Raw genomic sequence first — 17,830 nt, 5'->3', positions numbered from 1 at the left:
GTAGCGGCTACGCACGGGGACGTGAAGACAGACGAGGGGCGCACATGACCGAGCTGGTGCAGCAACTGCTGGTCGACGACGCGGACGAGGAACTCGGCTGGCAGGAGCGCGCACTGTGCGCCCAGACCGACCCCGAGTCCTTCTTCCCCGAGAAGGGCGGCTCGACCAGAGAGGCGAAGAAGGTCTGCCTCGCCTGCGAGGTGCGCTCCGAATGCCTCGAGTACGCCCTCGCCAACGACGAGCGCTTCGGCATCTGGGGCGGTCTGTCCGAGCGTGAGCGCCGCCGGCTGAAGAAGGCCGCCGTCTGACCGACGCCCGGTCACGCTTCGGCCGCCACACCGCCGAGCTGCCGGACGGCGCCCCCGCATATGTCGCGAACGGCCCGTCGCCCGTGGGTTATCCACAGGCGGCGGGCCGACGTCATGGTCAGCCGATAGTGTGGTCGCTCGTCCGAGACGCCCCGCTGTCCCCTCGGGGCACAGGCGTCCACCGCAGTCCATCGAACCGGGGCCCGTACCTCGATGTCCGTGCACAGCCAAACGGCAGCTCAAGACCCGGCTGCCCACCCTGAGTTCCCGCGTCATGTGGTGACCGCGGTCCTCGTCTCCCACGACGGCGCCCGCTGGCTGCCCGACGCGCTGGCCGGGCTGCTCGGCCAGGAGCGCCCCGTCCAGAACGCGGTGGCGGCCGACACCGGCAGCGCGGACGACTCCGCCCAGCTGGTCACCGAGGCCCTCGGTGACGACCGGGTGCTGCACCTGGCCCGGCGCACCGGCTTCGGCCAGGCGGTGGAGGAGGCGAGCCGCATCGCCCCCCTCCTCACCCCCGACGAGCTGCCCTACCTCAGGCGCCCCAGCGGCTGGGACCCGGTCACGCGCTCGTGGCGCGACGACGCCTACGATCTGCCCGAACTGCCGCACGGCGAGCCCGTCCAGTGGCTCTGGCTGCTGCACGACGACTGCGCCCCCGAACCCGACGCCCTCGCCCAGCTCCTCCGGGTCGTCGACAACGAACTCGAACTCGGCCGCGACGATGTGGCGATCGTCGGCCCCAAGCTGCGCGGCTGGTACGACCGCAGGCAACTGCTGGAGGTCGGCGTCTCCATCGCCAACTCCGGCCGCCGCTGGACCGGGCTCGACCGCCGGGAACAGGACCAGGGCCAGCACGACCACGTCCGCACCGTGCTGTCCGTCTCCACCGCCGGCATGCTCATCCGCCGCGACGTCTTCGAACAGCTCGGCGGATTCGACCGCCGGCTGCCCCTGATGCGCGACGACGTCGACCTGTGCTGGCGGGCCCACACGGCCGGCCACCGGGTCCTCGTCGCCCCCGAGGCGGTCGTACGGCACGCCGAGGCGGCCTCCCGCGAGCGCCGCACCGTCGACTGCGTGGGCCGCACCGCCGCCTCCCCGCACAAGGTCGACAAGGCCGGCGCCATCTACACCCTGCTCGTCAACACCCGCACGGCCGCGCTGCCCTGGGTGCTGCTGCGGCTCGTCCTCGGCACCCTGTTGAGGACCGTCGCCTCCCTCGTCGGAAAGGTCCCCGGGCAGGCCGTCGACGAGATCCGCGGTCTGCTGGGAACCCTGCTGCGGCCCGAGCGGATCCTCGCCGGCCGGCGCCGCCGCGGTCCCTCCCAGATCGACAAGACCGAGCTGCGCCGGCTCTTCCCGCCCCCCGGCGCGACCATCCGCGCCACCGTGGAACAGGTCGCGGGCAACTTCTCCGGCCGCTCCGACAGCGAGACCTCCTCGGCCGGCCGGCACGGCGGCGCCGTGGAGTCCGGGCCCGGCGGCGACGACGCCGACTTCATGGAGTTCGAGCAGTTCGCCCGGCTGAAGCGGATCGCCCGCAAGCCCGGCCCGGTGCTCTTCCTGGCCCTGCTCCTGGTCTCCCTCGTCGCCTGCCGCGCCCTGCTCGGCGGCGGCGCCCTCGCGGGCGGCGCCCTGCTGCCCGCCCCGGCGAGCGCCGGCGACCTCTGGTCCCGCTACCTGGACGCCTGGCACCCGGTGGGCGCCGGCGGCACCGCCGCCGCACCGCCCTACCTCGCCATCGTCGCGACCCTCGCCTCGATCCTGTTCGGCTCCACCGGACTCGCCGTCACCGTGCTGCTGGTCTGCTCGGTGCCGCTGGCCGGCCTCACCGCCTACTTCGCCTCCCGGCCCCTCGTCACCTCCCGGCTGCTGCGCGCCTGGGCGGCGATCGCCTACGCCTTCCTGCCCGCCACCACCGGCGCCCTGGCCGGCGGCCGCATCGGCACCGCCGTCCTCGCCGTGCTGCTGCCGCTCATCGCGCGCGCCGGCATCGCCGCGAGCGGCCTCACCCATACCGCCGGAGCGCGCGGGAGCTGGCGCGCCACCTGGGCGTACGCGCTGCTGCTGACCATCACCACCGCGTTCACCCCGGTCGTCTGGCCCATCGCGCTGATCCTCGGCATCGGTGTGCTGGTCCTGCGCCGCGGCGACCTCGTCGCCCACGGCCTGCGCTTCCTCGCCCAGCTCGGCACCCCGCTGCTGATCCTCGCCCCCTGGTCGCTGACCCTGCTCCCGACCGGCTTCTTCACCGAAGCGGGCCTGGAGTTCGGCGCCTCCAGCGCCTCCGCGCTCGACCTGCTCGGCGCCGGCCCCGGCGGCCCCGGCACCGTGGACGGCCTGATGCTCATCGGCATCGTCCTCGCCGCCCTGGCCGCGCTGCTGCGCTCCGAGCGTCAGCTGGGCATCCGGACCGCCTGGGCGGTCGCCCTGGTGGGCCTCGTCTTCGCCGTCCTGTCCAACCACTCCACGTGGGCCGGACCGGCCACCCTCGTCTACGGCATCGCCCTGCTGGCCGCCGCGGCTCTGGGTGCCGACGGGGCACGCGCGCGCGTGGCCGAGCAGAGCTTCGGCTGGCGCCAGCCCGTCGCCGCCCTGATCGCCTTCGCCTCGGCCGCGGGCCCGCTGCTCGTCGCCGCCGGCTGGATGATCGGCGGGGCCGACGGCCCGCTGGAGCGCCGCGACCCGGTGCAGGTCCCCGCGTTCGTCGCCGAGGACGCCGCCACCCGCGACCAGGCCCGCACCCTGGTCCTGGACAGCGACTCCACCGCACGCGTGCGCTACAGCCTGGTCCGCGGATCCGGCGCCCGCATGGGAGACGCCGAACTCGCCGGCACCGACGGGGAGAACGCCAGGCTCGACAAGGTCGTCGCCAACCTGGTCGCCGGCTCCGGCGCCGACCAGGCGGGCCAGCTCGGCGGCTTCGCCGTGCGCTACGTCCTCGTCCACAAGGGCGCACCCCGCGAGTTCACCCGTGTCCTGGACGCCACGCCCGGCCTGAGCCGGCTCAGCCAGCAGGACGGCAGCGCCCTGTGGCGCGTCGACCAGCAGGTCTCCCGCGCCACCATCGTGCCCGCGGGCGGCACCGGCACCGCCCGGTCCGTCGCCGCCGGGCCGGTGGAGATCCACACCACCGTCCCCTCCGGCTCCGGCGGCCGTGTCCTGCGCCTGGCCGACGCCGCCTCCGACGGCTGGGCGGCCACCCTGGACGGCAAGCCGCTCACCCGCACCACGGTCGACGGCTGGGCGCAGGGCTTCCAGCTTCCGTCCACCGGAGGCCGGCTGGACGTCGTCCACGACGACCCGATCACCCACACCGCCTGGCTGTGGGTCCAGGGCGCGCTCGCCCTCGTCCTGGTCGTCCTCGCCCTGCCCGGCCGCCGCCGCGACATCGACGACGACCTGCCCGAGGAGCAGCCAGTGCCCGCCCAGGCCACCGCCGGAGAGGGCCGCCGCGCCCGCCGGCTGCGCGCCCAGGCCGAAGAGGCGGCCGTCCCGGAGCAGACCGTTCCCGACGAGGTGCCGCCACCTCCGCAGGAGGACCCGGCGGCCGTCCCCCAGCAGCCGGCGTACGGCGAGTGGGACTACGCGGGCAGCGACTACGCCGGTTACGGCGCCGGCCAGTACCAGGACGCAGGGCACTACCCGGCCGAGGGCTACGACCAGCAGGCGTACCAGCAGGACCCCTACCAGAACGGCCAGTACGACCCCTACGCCTACGGCGGCACGGCCGAGCAGCAGGCGTACGACCAGCAGGCCTACCAGCAGGGTTACGACCCGGCCCAGCAGCAGTACGGCACCGGCAGCGAGCGCCCCGACGGGAGCCAGCAGTGAACCGCACCACCCTGTCCCTGATCGCCTGCACGACCGCGCTGGCCGCCGTCACCGCCTTCGCCGCGCTCGACACCCCGTCCGCTTCCGGCGCGGCCCCGGCCAAGGCCGCCGCCGAACTGCCCGTGGAGCGCACCAGCCTGCTGTGCCCCGCGCCGAGCTCCTCCGACATCGCCGACACCTCGTACACGTCGTTCACGCCCGTCACGAAGGGCACGGCGAGCGGCGGCAAGGCCCAACTCCAGGCGGCCGACGAGCAGTCGGCGGGCGGCACGGGCGGGTCCAAGAAGGGCGGGGGCGGCAAGAAGAAGGCCGCCAAGCCGCTGCTCACGCCGAAGAACCCCGGCACCCCGGCCACCGCCGACACCTCGGGCGCCGACACTCCCGCACAGGTCGGCACCGCCGACGGCAAGTACGCGCCCGGCTGGACCGTGCAGGAGACCACCGAGGTCGTCGCGGGCACGGGCCGCGGGCTGCAGGGCGTCAACTGCACCGCCGCGGACACCGAGTTCTGGTTCCCGGGCGCCAGTACGGTCACCGGCCGCACCGACTACGCGCACCTCACCAACCCCGAGGACTCGGCCGCCGTCGTCGACATCGAGCTGTACGGCAAGGACGGCGCGATCAAGTCCTCGGTCACGGACGGCTTCACGATCCCGCCGCACGGGAGCGAGCCGATCCTGCTGTCCACGCTCACCGACGAACGGCAGACCGATCTGACCGTGCACGTCAGCGTGCGCAGCGGCCGGGTCGGCGCGGCGGTACAGGCCCTGGACGACAAGGCGGGCGGCGACTGGCTGGCCGCGGCGGACGATCCGTCCGGCAGCCTGGTCCTGCCCGGCATCCCCAAGGACGCCACCGACGTCCGCCTGATCGCCTTCACCCCCGGCGACGCCGACGCGGACCTCAAGGTCCGCCTGGCCTCGCCCGACGGCCTGATCACCCCGGCCGGTAACGAGACGCTGCACGTCAAGGCCGGGATGACGACCGCGGCCGACCTCGGCGACGTCACCCGTGGCGAGGCGGGCTCCCTGGTGCTCACACCCTCCGACCAGTCCGTACCCGTGGTGGCGGCCCTGCGAGTGGTCCGGGGCAAGGGAGCCAAGCAGGAGACGGCCTTCATCCCCGCCACGGCCCCCGTCGGCAAGCGGGCGACCGCGGCCGACAACCGCGGCAAGACCTCGACCCTCTCCCTGACCGCGCCCACGGCCACCACCACGGTCAAGGTCACGGCCTCGGCGGGCAGCGAGGGCGGCACCCCGGTCACCAAGACCTTCACGATCAAGTCCGGCACCACGCAGGACATCCCGGCCCTCGTCCCGTCCGGCCTGAAGGGCACCTACGCCCTCACGGTGGAACCCGTGTCCGGAGGCCCCCTCTACGCCTCCCGCACCCTCACATCCACAGCGGCCGGCGTCCCCGCCTTCACAGTCCAGACCCTCCCCACCGACCGAGGCCTGGTCTCAGTCCCCCGCACGGACGAGGACCTGTCCCTCCTGCAGAAGTAACCCGGGGCACGCATGCCCGCGCAGCCGCGGCCACCCGAGCCGCTCGGCCGCGGCCACCCCGAGCCGCCCGGCAGTGGGCATGCGTGCCGCCAGGGGCGGTACGGGTGGGCGCGGCGGCACCCCGCCCGCGCCGGCAAGCGAAACACCCCAGGTCGGCGACGACGCGGAGCGACCAGGCATCCCGGCCCAGCGGACCGACCCCGCTCCGGGCGCCCTAATCCTCCCCGTACCGGGGATCGACCGTCTCCGGAGTCAGCCCCAACAACTCCGCCACCTGCTCCACCACGACCTCGTGCACCAACGCGGCCCGTTCGTCCCGCCCCTTGGTCCGGATCTCCACCGGCCGCCGGTACACCACGACCCGGGCCCGCCGCCCCTCCCGCGCGGGAATGATCCCGCCCAGCGGGACAGCCTCGTCGTCCCAGACGTCCGTACCCCGCCCCTCCAGCCGAGGCACCTCGAGCACCAGGAAGTCCATGTCGGCCAACTGCGGCCACCGCCGCTCGAGCCGCTCCACGGAGTCCTGCACCAGGTCCGCGAACACCTCGGCCCTGCTGGCCGCCAGCGGCACCTGCGGCGGTGCGATCGGCCCACGCATGCCCCGTCCGTGACGATCACGGCGACGGGGCCCGGGGCCGGTGGCGCGGGGCGGTACACGGTTGTCCATCACCGCAGAAGCCTAGTCCCCGCACGCTCCGCCCGCCCGACCCCACGCGGCAACCGGTTACCGGCACCCGGTGTCCCCGGGCGCCACGCAACTCGTGTCACAGGACATGTCACAGGTTGACCATTCCAGCCAAGGTCTGGCTCGTTTCCGTAACCCTCCAAGACCGGTGAACTCAAGGCAATTGACAGTGTTTATGCCGACTCATGACCGGAGGCCTCCCCGCCGGGTCCCCCGCCCGACCCCGTCCCCGCAGGTCAGCAAGGCCTGTTCGGAGGTGCCTGTGGGGCGTCTCACAGTCCGACACGGTGGCGTGACCTGGAGGAGAGTCGTCGCGGCCCGCTCAAGAGTGCGGTACCGTCCATCGTCGTGAGCCCTGTACGTCGCTGTTCGCGCACCGCCTGCGGCCGACCCGCCGTCGCGACGCTGACGTACGTCTACGCCGACTCGACCGCGGTCCTCGGCCCGCTCGCCACCTACGCCGAACCCCACTGCTACGACCTGTGCGCCGAGCACTCCGAGCGCCTCACCGCGCCCCGTGGCTGGGAGGTCGTCCGCCTCCTCGACGGCTCCGCTCCGGCCCGGCCCAGCGGGGACGACCTGGAAGCGCTCGCCAACGCCGTGCGCGAGGCGGCCCGCCCCCAGCAGCGGGCGGCCGAGGCGGGCGGCGGCGGGGCCCGTACCCCGGATCCCATGGAAGTCGCCCGCCGCGGGCACCTGCGCATCCTGCGCTCACCGGACAACTGAGTCCACACTCCGCGGAGAACCGATCCCGCACCCAACCGGACGGCCCGCGAGCCCACTTGCCCGCCACTCGCCTCCCACCTGTACGTCCGCCGGCGTGTCCGCTGGGTGTCCGCACACCTGCCTCTCACCCCCGACGGGTAGTTTGTGGGCACCCATAGGACTTCAGGAGGGTTGGCCGTGGCTGCTGATCTGTCGCAGATCGTGAAGGCGTACGACGTACGCGGAGTGGTCCCGGACCAGTGGGACGAGCCGCTGGCCGCCCTCTTCGGCGCCGCCTTCGCCGAGGTGACGGACGCGACGGCCATCGTCGTCGGTCACGACATGCGCCCCTCGTCCCCCGGCCTGTCCCGCGCCTTCGCGCGCGGTGCCGCCGACCGCGGGGTGGACGTCACCGAGATCGGCCTGTGCTCGACGGACCAGCTGTACTACGCCTCGGGCGCGCTGGACCTCCCGGGCGCGATGTTCACGGCCTCCCACAACCCGGCGCAGTACAACGGGATCAAGATGTGCCGCGCGGGCGCCGCCCCGGTCGGCCAGGACACGGGCCTGACGCAGATCCGCGAACTCGTCGAGCGGTGGCTGGAGTCGGGCACCCCGGAGCCGGCCGCCGAGCCGGGAACCCTCACCACGCGCGAGACGTTGGAGGATTACGCGGCCCACCTCCGCTCCCTCGTCGACCTCACCGCCGTCCGTCCCCTGAAGGTCGTCGTCGACGCCGGCAACGGCATGGGCGGTCACACGGTCCCCACGGTCTTCGCCGGTCTGCCCCTGACGCTCGTGCCGATGTACTTCGAACTGGACGGCACCTTCCCGAACCACGAGGCCAACCCCCTCGACCCGGCCAACATCGTGGACCTGCAGAAGCGGGTCCCGGCGGAGGGCGCCGACCTGGGCATCGCCTTCGACGGCGACGCCGACCGCTGCTTCGTCGTGGACGAGAACGGCGACCCCGTCTCCCCGTCCGCGATCACCGCCCTGGTCGCGGCACGCGAGCTGGCCCGCACCGGCGGCAAGGGCACCGTCATCCACAACCTGATCACGTCCCGCACCGTTCCGGAGGTGGTGAAGGAGAACGGCGGCACCCCGGTCCGCACCCGCGTCGGACACTCCTTCATCAAGGCCGAGATGGCCCGGTCCGGCGCGATCTTCGGCGGCGAGCACTCCGCCCACTACTACTTCAAGGACTTCTGGAACGCCGACACGGGCATGCTGGCCGCCCTCCACGTCCTCGCGGCCCTCGGGGGTCAGGACGGCCCCCTGTCCGCCCTGACCGCGCAGTACGACCGCTACGCGGGCTCCGGCGAGATCAACTCCACCGTCGCCGACCAGGCCGCCCGCCTCACCGCGATCCGCGCCGCCTACGAGGACCGCCCGGGCATCACCCTCGACGACCTCGACGGCCTCACGGTCTCCGCCGCCGACTGGTGGTTCAACGTCCGCCCGTCCAACACGGAGCCGCTGCTGCGCCTGAACGCGGAGGCCAAGGACGAGGCGACGATGACCAGGATCCGTGACGAGGCGCTGGCGATCATCAGGGCCTGAACCACCCCGCACCGGGGCGGGCGAACCCGGGTCCGGCGGGCAGCGCGTCTTCCGCCGCGCCCGCAGGCCCGGCCCGACCCCGCCACCAGCGGTACGCTGACCAGCACATCGGCAATAGAACTTCCGCCCCCGAAGGGACACCCTCATGCCGCTCGAAGCCGGCCTTCTGGAGATCCTCGCCTGCCCCGCCTGTCACGCCCCCCTCAAGGAGCAGGACACCGAGCTGATCTGCACCGGTCAGGACTGCGGCCTGGCATACCCGGTCCGCGACGGCATCCCGGTCCTGCTCGTCGACGAGGCCCGCCGCCCCGCCTGACCGCGGCGCTCCCGCCTCGCGCGCACCGCGGCGCCACCGCCGCGCACCGACGAGGCGCCCACCCCGCGTTCGACCCCTCGCACAGGACCCCGGCGATCGGAGGCTGCCGCCCATGCTCGACGAATCGCTGCTCGACAGCCCGGAGGGCCTCGCCGACGCCGACCGCCGCGGCCTCCTCCGCGGCGCGGCGGAGGCAGGCGCCCGCGTACGCACCGCCCTCAGGCACGTCACCGAGGCCGGTGTGGCCGACCTCAAACCCGACGGCCGCCCCCGCGCCGTGCTGATCGCGGGCCCCGGAGCCGCCGCCACCCACACCGCCGACCTGCTCGGCACACTGGCCGGCCCCGGCAGCCCCGTCATCCGGCTGGCCCCCACCGGCGTCGCTCCCGCCGCGGGCGCCCTGCGCTGGGAGATCCCGGGCTGGGCGGGCTCCGTCGACCTGCTGCTCATCGCCACCCCGGACGGCACCGAACCCAGCCTCTCCCTGCTCGCCGAGCAGGCCTACCGACGGGGCTGCTCGGTCGTCGCCGTCGCCCCGCCCCACACTCCGCTCGCCGAGGCGATCGCCGCCGCGCACGGAATGTTCGTACCGATGGCGACGGCGCCCTACGACCAGGAAGAGCCCCTCGCCGCGTCCTCCCCGGGCGTGTTCTGGGCCCTGTTCACCCCGCTGCTGGCGCTGCTGGACCGCATCGGTCTGCTCGGCGCGGGGCCGGACACCCTGGAGAAGGTCGCCGACCGCCTGGACCACATCGCCGAACGCTGCGGCCCGGCCATCGCGGCCTACAGCAACCCGGCCAAGACCCTCGCCGCCGAACTCGCCGACGCGCTCCCCGTCGTGTGGACGGAGGGCCCCGGGACCGGCCCCGCCGGCCGCCGTTTCGCCGCCGCCCTCGCCGAACTCGCAGGCCGCCCCGCCCTCGTCGCCGAACTCCCCGAGGCGCTCGCCGCGCACAGCGCCCTGCTGGCCGGCCCGCTCGCGGCCAGCGCCGACCCGGGCGACTTCTTCCGCGACCGAGTGGAGGAGCCGCCCGCGTTGCACGCGCGCGTGGTGCTGCTCCGCGACCGCCCGATCGGCGGCCTCACCGCCGCCCCCGCAGCCCGCGACCTGGCGCTCAGCCACGACACGCCGATCAGCGAACTCGAACCGGAGGAGGGCGACGAACTGGAGACCCTCGCGGAACTGATCGCCGTCACGGATTTCGCCGCCGTTTACCTGGCGCTCGCTTCCGGGGCCTGACCTTGCTCAGGGCGTCGCGCCCGGGCCCGCCCGGCCCGATGCGCCCACGCCCCACCACCGGAACACCGGCCGGCACCGGCGCATCACCCGGCGCCGGCGCCGGCCGAGCAGCGTACGTACGGAGACAGAGAAACCACATGGACCGCCTCGACAACACCGTCCGCCCCTACGCCTGGGGTTCCACCACCGCCATCCCGCACCTCCTCGGCGTGGAGCCGAGCGGCGAACCGCAGGCGGAGATGTGGATGGGAGCCCACCCGGGCGCTCCCTCACGCACCGCGCGCGGGACGCTCGTCGAGGTGATCGACGCCGGCCCGGAGCGCGAACTGGGCGCCGCGGCGGTCGCGAAGTTCGGTCCGCGGCTGCCGTTCCTGCTCAAGATCCTCGCCGCGGGCGCGCCCCTCTCCCTCCAGGTGCACCCCGACCTGGAGCAGGCCAGGGAGGGTTTCGCCGACGAGGAGCGGCGCGGCATCCCCGTCGACGCCCCGCACCGCAACTACAAGGACGCCAACCACAAGCCCGAACTGATCTGCGCGCTCACCGAGTTCGACGGCCTGTGCGGGTTCCGCGCCCCGGCCGAGGCGGCCGGCCTGCTCGACGGGCTCGGCGTCGACTCCCTGAAGCCGTATGTCGACCTGCTGCGCGCGCACCCCGAGGACGCGGCCCTGCGGGAGGTCCTCACCGCCGTCCTCGCCGCCGACCCGCAGGAAATGGCGCACACGGTCGCCGAGGCCACCGCCGCCTGCACCCGCCTCGGCGGCGACTACGCCCCCTACGCCGGCCTGGCCCACCACTACCCGGGCGACCCCGGCGTCATCGCGGCCATGCTCCTCAACCACGTCCGCCTGCAGCCCGGCGAGGCGCTGTTCCTCGGCGCCGGCATCCCGCACGCCTACCTCGACGGCCTCGGCGTCGAGATCATGGCCAACTCCGACAACGTCCTGCGCTGCGGCCTGACCCCCAAGCACGTCGACGTCCCCGAACTGCTGCGCGTCGTCCGCTTCGAGGCGGGCGACGCGGGCGTGCTGCGCCCCGAGGCCGCCCCGGACGGCGAGGAGGTCTACGAGACCCCGATCGACGAGTTCCGGCTCTCCCGGTACGTCCTGTCGGAGGGCGGTACCGCCCACGACCTCACCCTCGGCACCCCGCAGATCCTGCTCTGCACGGCCGGGTCCGTCCAGGCCGGTGAGCACGAGCTGGCCCCCGGCCAGTCGGTCTTCGTCCCGGCGGGGGAGAAGGCCGAGGTGTCCGGTGCGGGCACCGTCTTCCGGGCCACTGTGATCGTATGACCGGGACTGTGGACACCTGACGCGCCGCCACCCGGACGGGCTGCAACAATGGCCCACCGGCAAAGCTCGGGCAAAGACGGGTACACGCCTGGACGGCGTAGACGGACGAGGGCGAAGGGACAACGCGGACACATGAGCGCGTCAGGCGGTACCAGGGCGATCGTGGCGGCACTCGGCGCCAATCTCGCGATCGCGGCATCGAAGTTCGTGGCGTTCGCGTTCAGCGGCTCGTCGTCGATGCTCGCCGAGGGTGTCCACTCGCTCGCCGACTCCGGCAACCAGTTCCTGCTGCTCATCGGCGGCAAGAAGGCACAGCGCGAGGCGACCCCCCAGCACCCCTTCGGCTACGGCCGCGAGCGCTACATCTACGCGTTCCTCGTCTCGATCGTCCTGTTCTCCGTCGGCGGCATGTTCGCCATCTACGAGGGCTACGAGAAGATCACCCATCCCCACCCGGTCGAGCACTGGTACTGGCCGGTGGGGGTCCTGGTCTTCGCGATCATCGCCGAGGGCTTCTCCTTCCGCACGGCCATCAAGGAGTCCAACGAACTGCGCGGCAAGCTGTCCTGGTCGCAGTTCATCCGCCGCGCCAAGGCCCCCGAACTGCCCGTCGTCCTCCTCGAGGACTTCGGCGCGCTCATCGGTCTGGTCCTCGCCCTGGGCGGCGTCGGCCTGGCCCTGATCACCGGCAACGGCGTCTGGGACGGCATCGGCACCGTCTGCATCGGTGTCCTGCTGGTCGGCATCGCCCTTGTGCTCGCCGCCGAGACCAAGTCGCTGCTGCTCGGCGAGGCCGCGGGCATCGAGGACGTCAAGAAGATCGAGGCCGCGATCGTCGACGGCGACGCCGTCACCAGCGTCATCCACATGCGCACCCTCCACCTCGGCCCCGAGGAACTGCTGATCGCCGCCAAGATCGCCGTCAAGCACGACGACACGGCCGGCGAGGTCGCCAACGCCATCAACGCGGCCGAGGCCCGCATCCGGGCCGCCGTCCCCATCGCCCGCGTGATCTACCTGGAACCCGACATCTACAGCGAGGCCGAGGCCGCCAAGGGCCCGGACCCGGAGGCGACCCCGGGCGGCCCCACCCCGCACGCCGCCGGCCACTGATTGACGGGAACTCTTCGGAGGCGGACTGGGGGCTCCCCCGTCTCCCGGTGTAGCTTGGGACGGAGCCAGACGTCGCTGCTGATGGCGGTCGGGCGGTCCCGCAGCGGACCGGCCGAGGGAGAGAGGGCCTCCGACGGACTGCGCTGCGCGCACGTGGGCATGCCTGTGTCCTCTTCTCGGGCACCCCTGTGTCCGCCGCCGCGCAGACCAGCCGTACCCACCTCGCCCCAACCCCGAGGAGCAGCTCGCAATGACGACTGTCGACAACCGACAGGACTTCAAGGTCGCCGACCTCTCCCTGGCCGAGTTCGGCCGCAAGGAGATCACCCTCGCCGAGCACGAGATGCCGGGCCTGATGGCGATCCGCAAGGAATACGCCGAGGCCCAGCCCCTCGCCGGCGCCCGCGTCACCGGCTCCCTGCACATGACCGTGCAGACCGCCGTCCTCATCGAGACCCTGGTCGCCCTCGGCGCCCGGGTCCGCTGGGCCTCCTGCAACATCTTCTCCACCCAGGACCACGCGGCCGCCGCCATCGCCGTCGGCCCCGACGGCACGCCCGACAACCCGCGGGGCGTCCCGGTCTTCGCCTGGAAGGGCGAGACCCTGGAGGAGTACTGGTGGTGCACCGAGCAGGCGCTGACCTGGCCTGACAGCGCCACCGGCGGCCCGAACATGATCCTCGACGACGGCGGCGACGCCACCCTGCTCGTCCACAAGGGCGTCGAGTACGAGAAGGACGGCAAGGTCCCCGGTCTGGAGACCGCCGAGTCCGACGAGCACCGCGTCATCCTCCAGCTGCTGCACCGCACCCTGGGCGAGAACCCCCAGAAGTGGACCCAGCTCGCCTCGGAGATCCGCGGTGTCACCGAGGAGACCACCACCGGCGTCCACCGCCTGTACGAGATGCAGCGCGACGGCGTCCTGCTCTTCCCGGCGATCAACGTCAACGACGCCGTCACCAAGTCGAAGTTCGACAACAAGTACGGCTGCCGCCACTCCCTCGTCGACGGCATCAACCGCGCCACCGACGTCCTGATCGGCGGCAAGACCGCCGTCGTCTGCGGCTACGGCGACGTGGGCAAGGGCTGCGCGGAGTCCCTGCGCGGCCAGGGCGCCCGCGTGATCATCACCGAGATCGACCCGATCTGCGCCCTGCAGGCCGCGATGGACGGCTACCAGGTCACCACCCTGGACGAGGTCGTCGAGACCGCCGACATCTTCGTCACCACCACCGGCAACAAGGACATCATCCTCGCCTCGGACATGGCGAAGATGAAGCACCAGGCGATCGTCGGCAACATCGGCCACTTCGACAACGAGATCGACATGGCCGGCCTCGCCCAGATCCCGGGCATCGTCAAGGACGAGGTCAAGCCGCAGGTCCACACCTGGAAGTTCCCCGACGGCAAGGTCATCATCGTGCTGTCCGAGGGCCGCCTGCTGAACCTGGGCAACGCCACCGGTCACCCGTCGTTCGTGATGTCCAACTCCTTCGCGGACCAGACCCTGGCCCAGATCGAGCTGTTCACCAAGCCCGACGAGTACCCGACCGGCGTCTACGTGCTGCCCAAGCACCTCGACGAGAAGGTCGCCCGCCTCCACCTGGACGCCCTCGGCGTGAAGCTCACCAAGCTGCGCCCCGAGCAGGCCTCGTACATCGGCGTGGAGGTCGAGGGCCCGTACAAGTCGGACCACTACCGCTACTGAGTCCGCGGTCCCGCCCGCCGGGGAGCACACCGGTGCACCGCAGCGCTCCCCGGCAGCAGGTCCGCAGATCCGCAGAGGCAGGCCCCCGCACCCCCGTGCCGGGGGCCTGCCCCTTTGGCCTCGGACCGGACCAGCAGCCGTAGCCGGACCGCCGGCCCGTCAAAACCCAGGACCCCCATGCCACGCGGCCGATATTCGCTCCACGATCCGCACGATCACACCCCCTTCGCGGAAGAACACTTCCAGTGCGCGCCCGGCCCCTCCGGCTGGCGCTACGTCTCCCAGCTGACCACCCCCGCCGGCGATCACCGCGGCTCGGTCGATCTCACCCTGGACGACCTGGGCCGCCCCATCCGCCTCGAACTGCACACGGGAGGCTGGCAGGTGCGAGGCGCCGCCCTCGACGGCGTCACCTGGGTCCGCACCGACGCCGATGGAACTCACGCCACCGAAGGCAATGTGCGCGCCCACGCCTTCACCGGCACGTCCCCCGCGTTCCTCGTCGCCACCGCCCGTCTCCTGCGTCTCACCCCCTCCTCAGCGACCCGCGTACGCCTCGTGGCCTTCACCGACCCGGTCCTCGCCCCCCGCACTCTGGACCAGTCCTGGACCTTGGTGGACAGCGAAGCACACGCCACTGACAACGGCCCCCTGACCGTGGACGAATACCAGGTCACAGCCCTGGACACGGGCGAGAGGCACACGGTGCACATCGCCGGAGACGTGGTCCTGTCCGCGCCCGGGATCGAGCTGGAGGACCTGCAGTCACCGCCGTCCAGATTCGACTGAGCGGCCGCGGGCTTCTCAGGCCGGCGGTGCGAACCCGGTGGCGGGGCGGTCGGCCGGCGGCTCCTCCGGACGCACCTGGGTGGACGGCGCGGAGGGCGGCACCGGAACCCGCGGCTGAGCGGTGGCCGGGGACTGGTACGTGGTCGGCGCCGACGGCCGCGCAAACGGCGGCGGGTAACCACCGGGCGCACCGCCGCCGACCGTCCAGGGCCCCGCAGGCTCCGCGGGCGCTCCGGAGGCAAAGGGAGCGGACGAGCCCGTCGGCGCGGCAGGCCCGGCCCCGCCGAACGCCTGCCGGGCCTCACGGGACTGCCGTTCCTGGACCACGGCGGCCAGAACGGCCGCCGGGTGCTCGCCGTGCGGCACAGGAGCCCCCGTGCGGGCAGCGACGTCCGCCGCGAGCCGCTGCGCCATCTCCCAGGACACCCGCGGATCCAGCTGCTGCATCCGCGTCAGGTACTGCCGGATCGCGAGCCACAGCCCGTCCGGTACGGCCGACAGATCCAGCTCGGCGAACCGCCCCGCGAGCCACGGTGGCGGCGGAGGCACCTGACCGGTCTGCCCGGCGGGAATCCGCTCGCGCACGACCAGGGTGCCCGCGAACACGTCACCGAGCCGCCGCCCCCGCGCCGACACCAGCGAGGCGATACAGGCCCCCACCCCGAACGTCATCAGGATCTCGACGACACCGATGGCGCCGCGCACCAACGCGTGCCGGAACCGGACGGGGCCACCGTCGTCCCGCACCACACGCAGCCCGAACACCACCTTCCCCAGCGAACGGCCGTGACTGAGCGTCTCCACCGCGATAGGCCCGCCGACCAGCACCAGCAGGAAGGTGGCTATCGACAGCGCCACCTGAGCGGCCTCGTCGAGGGACGACGTCGCCGCCACCAGCGCCAGAGTCGCGGCGATGTACACGAGTACGGCCACGACCAGATCGAGCAGCACCGCCAACGCCCTGCTCGGCAGCTTCGCGGGCCGCAATTCGAGCGCCACCGCCTCGCCGGTAACCAGCTCACTCACGACCGTCGTCCTTCCCCTGCCCTGCCCCGTGAACCGCAAGTCTGCCAAGCTGAGGGCGCATCGCGCCGCAGTACGACAAGCTGACGGAAACAAGAGCATCCACGACGAGCAGTGGACGACCAGCCGAGGAGCAGGCAGACCCCATGGACCTGGACGTCTTCGTCTCCGCACACCGCGCCGAGTGGGACCGTCTCGACGCCCTGCTCCGCCGCCGGCGAAGCCTCAGCGGAACCGAGGCGGACGAGCTCGTCGCCCTCTACCAGCGCACCGCCACACACCTCTCCCTCATCCAGTCCAGCGCTCCGGACCCGCAGCTGACGGGACGGCTCAGCCAACTGGTGGCACGCGCGCGCAGCGCCGTGACCGGCACCCGCCGCGCATCATGGCGGGACGTCACGCGGTTCCTGGGACAGGGATTCCCCGCCGCGGTCTATCGCGCGCGTCGCTGGTGGGTGCCCATCGCGCTCGTCTCCACCGCCGTCGCGATCCTCCTGGGCTGGTGGATAGGCACCCACCCGGCGGTCCAGTCGACCATCGCGGCCCCCAGCCAGCTGCGTGAGCTGACCCGCCCCGGCGGCGAGTACGAGACCTACTACTCCAGCCATCCCGCGGCGTCCTTCGCCGCCCAGGTCTGGACGAACAACGCCCAGGCCGCGGCGATGTGCCTGGTCCTGGGGATCTTCCTGGGCCTGCCCGTGCTCTTCATCCTCTTCGAGAACATGCTCAATCTGGGCGTCGGCTTCGGACTGATGTCGTCCGCCGGCCGCCTCGACACGTTCCTCGGTCTGATCCTTCCGCACGGCCTGCTCGAACTGACCGCGGTCTTCGTCGCCGCCGGCACCGGTCTGCGCCTCGGCTGGACTGTCATCGACCCGGGGCCGCGCAGTCGCCGTGTCGCGCTTGCCGAGGAGGGCCGAGCCGCGGTCGGCATGGCCATCGGCCTCGCCCTCGTGCTCTTCGTCTCCGGCGCCATCGAAGGCTTCGTCACCCCGTCGGGCCTGCCCACCTGGGCCCGTATCGGCATTGGTGTCGCGGCCGAGCTGGCATTCCTGGCGTACGTCTTCGTCCTGGGCGGCCGTGCGGTGCGGGCCGGCGAGACGGGCGACGTCGAGGAGGCCGAGCGCAGCTCGACCGTGCCCACGGCCGCCTGATGTGCATCCACCGCCTCTGAGCTGCTAGTCTCTCCTTCGCCCCGCAAGAGCCGTTGACACGGACCGAGCGGGGAGGTAGATTCAAACAGTTGCCTAGAACTGGACAGGTTCGGGGCTGATCGTTTAGAATCTACTCGCTTCCCAAAGAGTCGCAGCCGCGATCGAGAGAAGCACCCCTCCGAATTACTCAGAAATAAGCAGCCGGTCAGACCGGCCGAAAACTTCTGATAAAGTCGGAACCGCCGGAAAGGGAAACGCGAGAGCGGAAACCTGGAAAGCACCGAGGAAATCGGATCGAGAAAAGATCTGATAGAGTCGGAAACGCAAGAACGAAGGGAAGCGCCCGGAGGAAAGCCCGAGAGGGTGAGTACAAAGGAAGCGACCGTTCCTTGAGAACTCAACAGCGTGCCAAAAATCAACGCCAGATATGTTGATACCCCGTCTCCAGCATCTGCTGGGACGAGGTTCCTTTGAAAAACACAGCGAGGACGCTGTGTGCGAGGGGATCATTCCTCCCCTTGCACCGCTCTCGTGGTGTTCAACCGGCTGAATTAATTTTCTGGCCGAGTAAACATTCACGGAGAGTTTGATCCTG

General features: G+C 72.3%; 14 protein-coding genes. 12 read left to right on the top strand and 2 right to left on the bottom strand.

The features are described from left to right. The first annotated feature begins 44 nt into the window (after positions 1-44). The 3 genes from ACZ6B1_RS15690 (at position 45) to ACZ6B1_RS15680 (ending at position 5,650) form a co-directional block, all read left to right on the top strand. On the top strand, positions 45-308 hold the full coding sequence (locus tag ACZ6B1_RS15690; RefSeq protein WP_003975777.1) for a WhiB family transcriptional regulator: 264 nt from the start codon (positions 45-47) through the stop codon (positions 306-308). Positions 309-521: 213 nt separating this feature from the next. Continuing rightward, positions 522-4,145: a glycosyltransferase family 2 protein gene (locus tag ACZ6B1_RS15685; RefSeq protein ID WP_468778615.1), complete on the top strand. Its 3,624-nt coding sequence runs from the start codon at positions 522-524 to the stop codon at positions 4,143-4,145. Then, on the top strand, positions 4,142-5,650 hold the full coding sequence (locus ACZ6B1_RS15680; RefSeq protein ID WP_468778613.1) for a DUF5719 family protein: 1,509 nt from the start codon (positions 4,142-4,144) through the stop codon (positions 5,648-5,650). The genes ACZ6B1_RS15685 and ACZ6B1_RS15680 overlap by 4 nt, the downstream gene beginning before the upstream one ends. A 214-nt stretch (positions 5,651-5,864) precedes the next feature. Here the strand turns inward: ACZ6B1_RS15680 and ACZ6B1_RS15675 are convergent, their stop codons facing one another. Next, positions 5,865-6,248: a metallopeptidase family protein gene (locus ACZ6B1_RS15675; RefSeq protein WP_468778612.1), complete on the bottom strand. Its 384-nt coding sequence runs from the start codon at positions 6,246-6,248 to the stop codon at positions 5,865-5,867. 435 nt (positions 6,249-6,683) lie between these two features. Between ACZ6B1_RS15675 and ACZ6B1_RS15670 the strand changes: the two genes are divergently transcribed. The 8 genes from ACZ6B1_RS15670 (at position 6,684) to ACZ6B1_RS15635 (ending at position 15,058) form a co-directional block, all read left to right on the top strand. Next, positions 6,684-7,061: a DUF3499 domain-containing protein gene (locus tag ACZ6B1_RS15670; protein WP_250404864.1), complete on the top strand. Its 378-nt coding sequence runs from the start codon at positions 6,684-6,686 to the stop codon at positions 7,059-7,061. 177 nt (positions 7,062-7,238) lie between these two features. Next, entirely contained in the window at positions 7,239-8,603 is a 1,365-nt protein-coding gene (locus ACZ6B1_RS15665; protein WP_468778610.1) for a phosphomannomutase/phosphoglucomutase, read from the top strand. A gap of 145 nt (positions 8,604-8,748) precedes the next feature. Further along, complete coding sequence (locus ACZ6B1_RS15660) at positions 8,749-8,919, top strand: Trm112 family protein (protein ID WP_007382472.1); 171 nt, start codon at positions 8,749-8,751, stop codon at positions 8,917-8,919. 112 nt (positions 8,920-9,031) lie between these two features. Further along, a complete protein-coding gene (locus ACZ6B1_RS15655) occupies positions 9,032-10,159 on the top strand; it encodes an SIS domain-containing protein (protein WP_468778605.1) in 1,128 nt (375 codons plus the stop codon). A gap of 137 nt (positions 10,160-10,296) precedes the next feature. After that, positions 10,297-11,448, top strand: a complete 1,152-nt coding sequence (gene manA / locus ACZ6B1_RS15650) for a mannose-6-phosphate isomerase, class I (protein ID WP_468778603.1) — start codon at positions 10,297-10,299, stop codon at positions 11,446-11,448. Positions 11,449-11,580: 132 nt separating this feature from the next. After that, entirely contained in the window at positions 11,581-12,561 is a 981-nt protein-coding gene (locus ACZ6B1_RS15645) for a cation diffusion facilitator family transporter (RefSeq protein ID WP_468778601.1), read from the top strand. A gap of 250 nt (positions 12,562-12,811) precedes the next feature. Beyond that, positions 12,812-14,269, top strand: a complete 1,458-nt coding sequence (gene ahcY / locus ACZ6B1_RS15640) for an adenosylhomocysteinase (RefSeq protein ID WP_468778599.1) — start codon at positions 12,812-12,814, stop codon at positions 14,267-14,269. 177 nt (positions 14,270-14,446) lie between these two features. Further along, positions 14,447-15,058, top strand: a complete 612-nt coding sequence (locus tag ACZ6B1_RS15635) for a hypothetical protein (RefSeq protein ID WP_468778596.1) — start codon at positions 14,447-14,449, stop codon at positions 15,056-15,058. Positions 15,059-15,073: 15 nt separating this feature from the next. On the opposite strand, the gene ACZ6B1_RS15630 is transcribed toward ACZ6B1_RS15635, so the two are convergent. Beyond that, on the bottom strand, positions 15,074-16,084 hold the full coding sequence (locus ACZ6B1_RS15630; RefSeq protein ID WP_468778594.1) for an RDD family protein: 1,011 nt from the start codon (positions 16,082-16,084) through the stop codon (positions 15,074-15,076). Between the two features lie 143 nt (positions 16,085-16,227). On the opposite strand from ACZ6B1_RS15630, the gene ACZ6B1_RS15625 reads away from it, so the two are divergent. Further along, complete coding sequence (locus tag ACZ6B1_RS15625) at positions 16,228-17,235, top strand: stage II sporulation protein M (protein ID WP_468778591.1); 1,008 nt, start codon at positions 16,228-16,230, stop codon at positions 17,233-17,235. The last annotated feature ends 595 nt before the right edge of the window (positions 17,236-17,830 follow it).

The sequence above is a fragment of the Streptomyces sp. NPDC041129 genome (assembly GCF_055592265.1).
Note: the sequence above shows the minus strand (reverse complement) of the source record. Positions and strands in the feature narration are given on the sequence as shown.

What these genes read in the sequence shown, in the direction of transcription:
- ACZ6B1_RS15690 (WP_003975777.1), top strand. Translation starts at nt 45, where the DNA reads ATGACCGAGCTGGTGCAGCAACTGCTGGTCGACGACGCGGACGAGGAA.
- ACZ6B1_RS15685 (WP_468778615.1), top strand. Translation starts at nt 522, where the DNA reads ATGTCCGTGCACAGCCAAACGGCAGCTCAAGACCCGGCTGCCCACCCT.
- ACZ6B1_RS15675 (WP_468778612.1), bottom strand. Translation starts at nt 6,248, where the DNA reads ATGCGTGGGCCGATCGCACCGCCGCAGGTGCCGCTGGCGGCCAGCAGG.
- ACZ6B1_RS15660 (WP_007382472.1), top strand. Translation starts at nt 8,749, where the DNA reads ATGCCGCTCGAAGCCGGCCTTCTGGAGATCCTCGCCTGCCCCGCCTGT.
- ACZ6B1_RS15655 (WP_468778605.1), top strand. Translation starts at nt 9,032, where the DNA reads ATGCTCGACGAATCGCTGCTCGACAGCCCGGAGGGCCTCGCCGACGCC.
- manA (WP_468778603.1), top strand. Translation starts at nt 10,297, where the DNA reads ATGGACCGCCTCGACAACACCGTCCGCCCCTACGCCTGGGGTTCCACC.
- ACZ6B1_RS15645 (WP_468778601.1), top strand. Translation starts at nt 11,581, where the DNA reads ATGAGCGCGTCAGGCGGTACCAGGGCGATCGTGGCGGCACTCGGCGCC.
- ahcY (WP_468778599.1), top strand. Translation starts at nt 12,812, where the DNA reads ATGACGACTGTCGACAACCGACAGGACTTCAAGGTCGCCGACCTCTCC.
- ACZ6B1_RS15635 (WP_468778596.1), top strand. Translation starts at nt 14,447, where the DNA reads ATGCCACGCGGCCGATATTCGCTCCACGATCCGCACGATCACACCCCC.
- ACZ6B1_RS15625 (WP_468778591.1), top strand. Translation starts at nt 16,228, where the DNA reads ATGGACCTGGACGTCTTCGTCTCCGCACACCGCGCCGAGTGGGACCGT.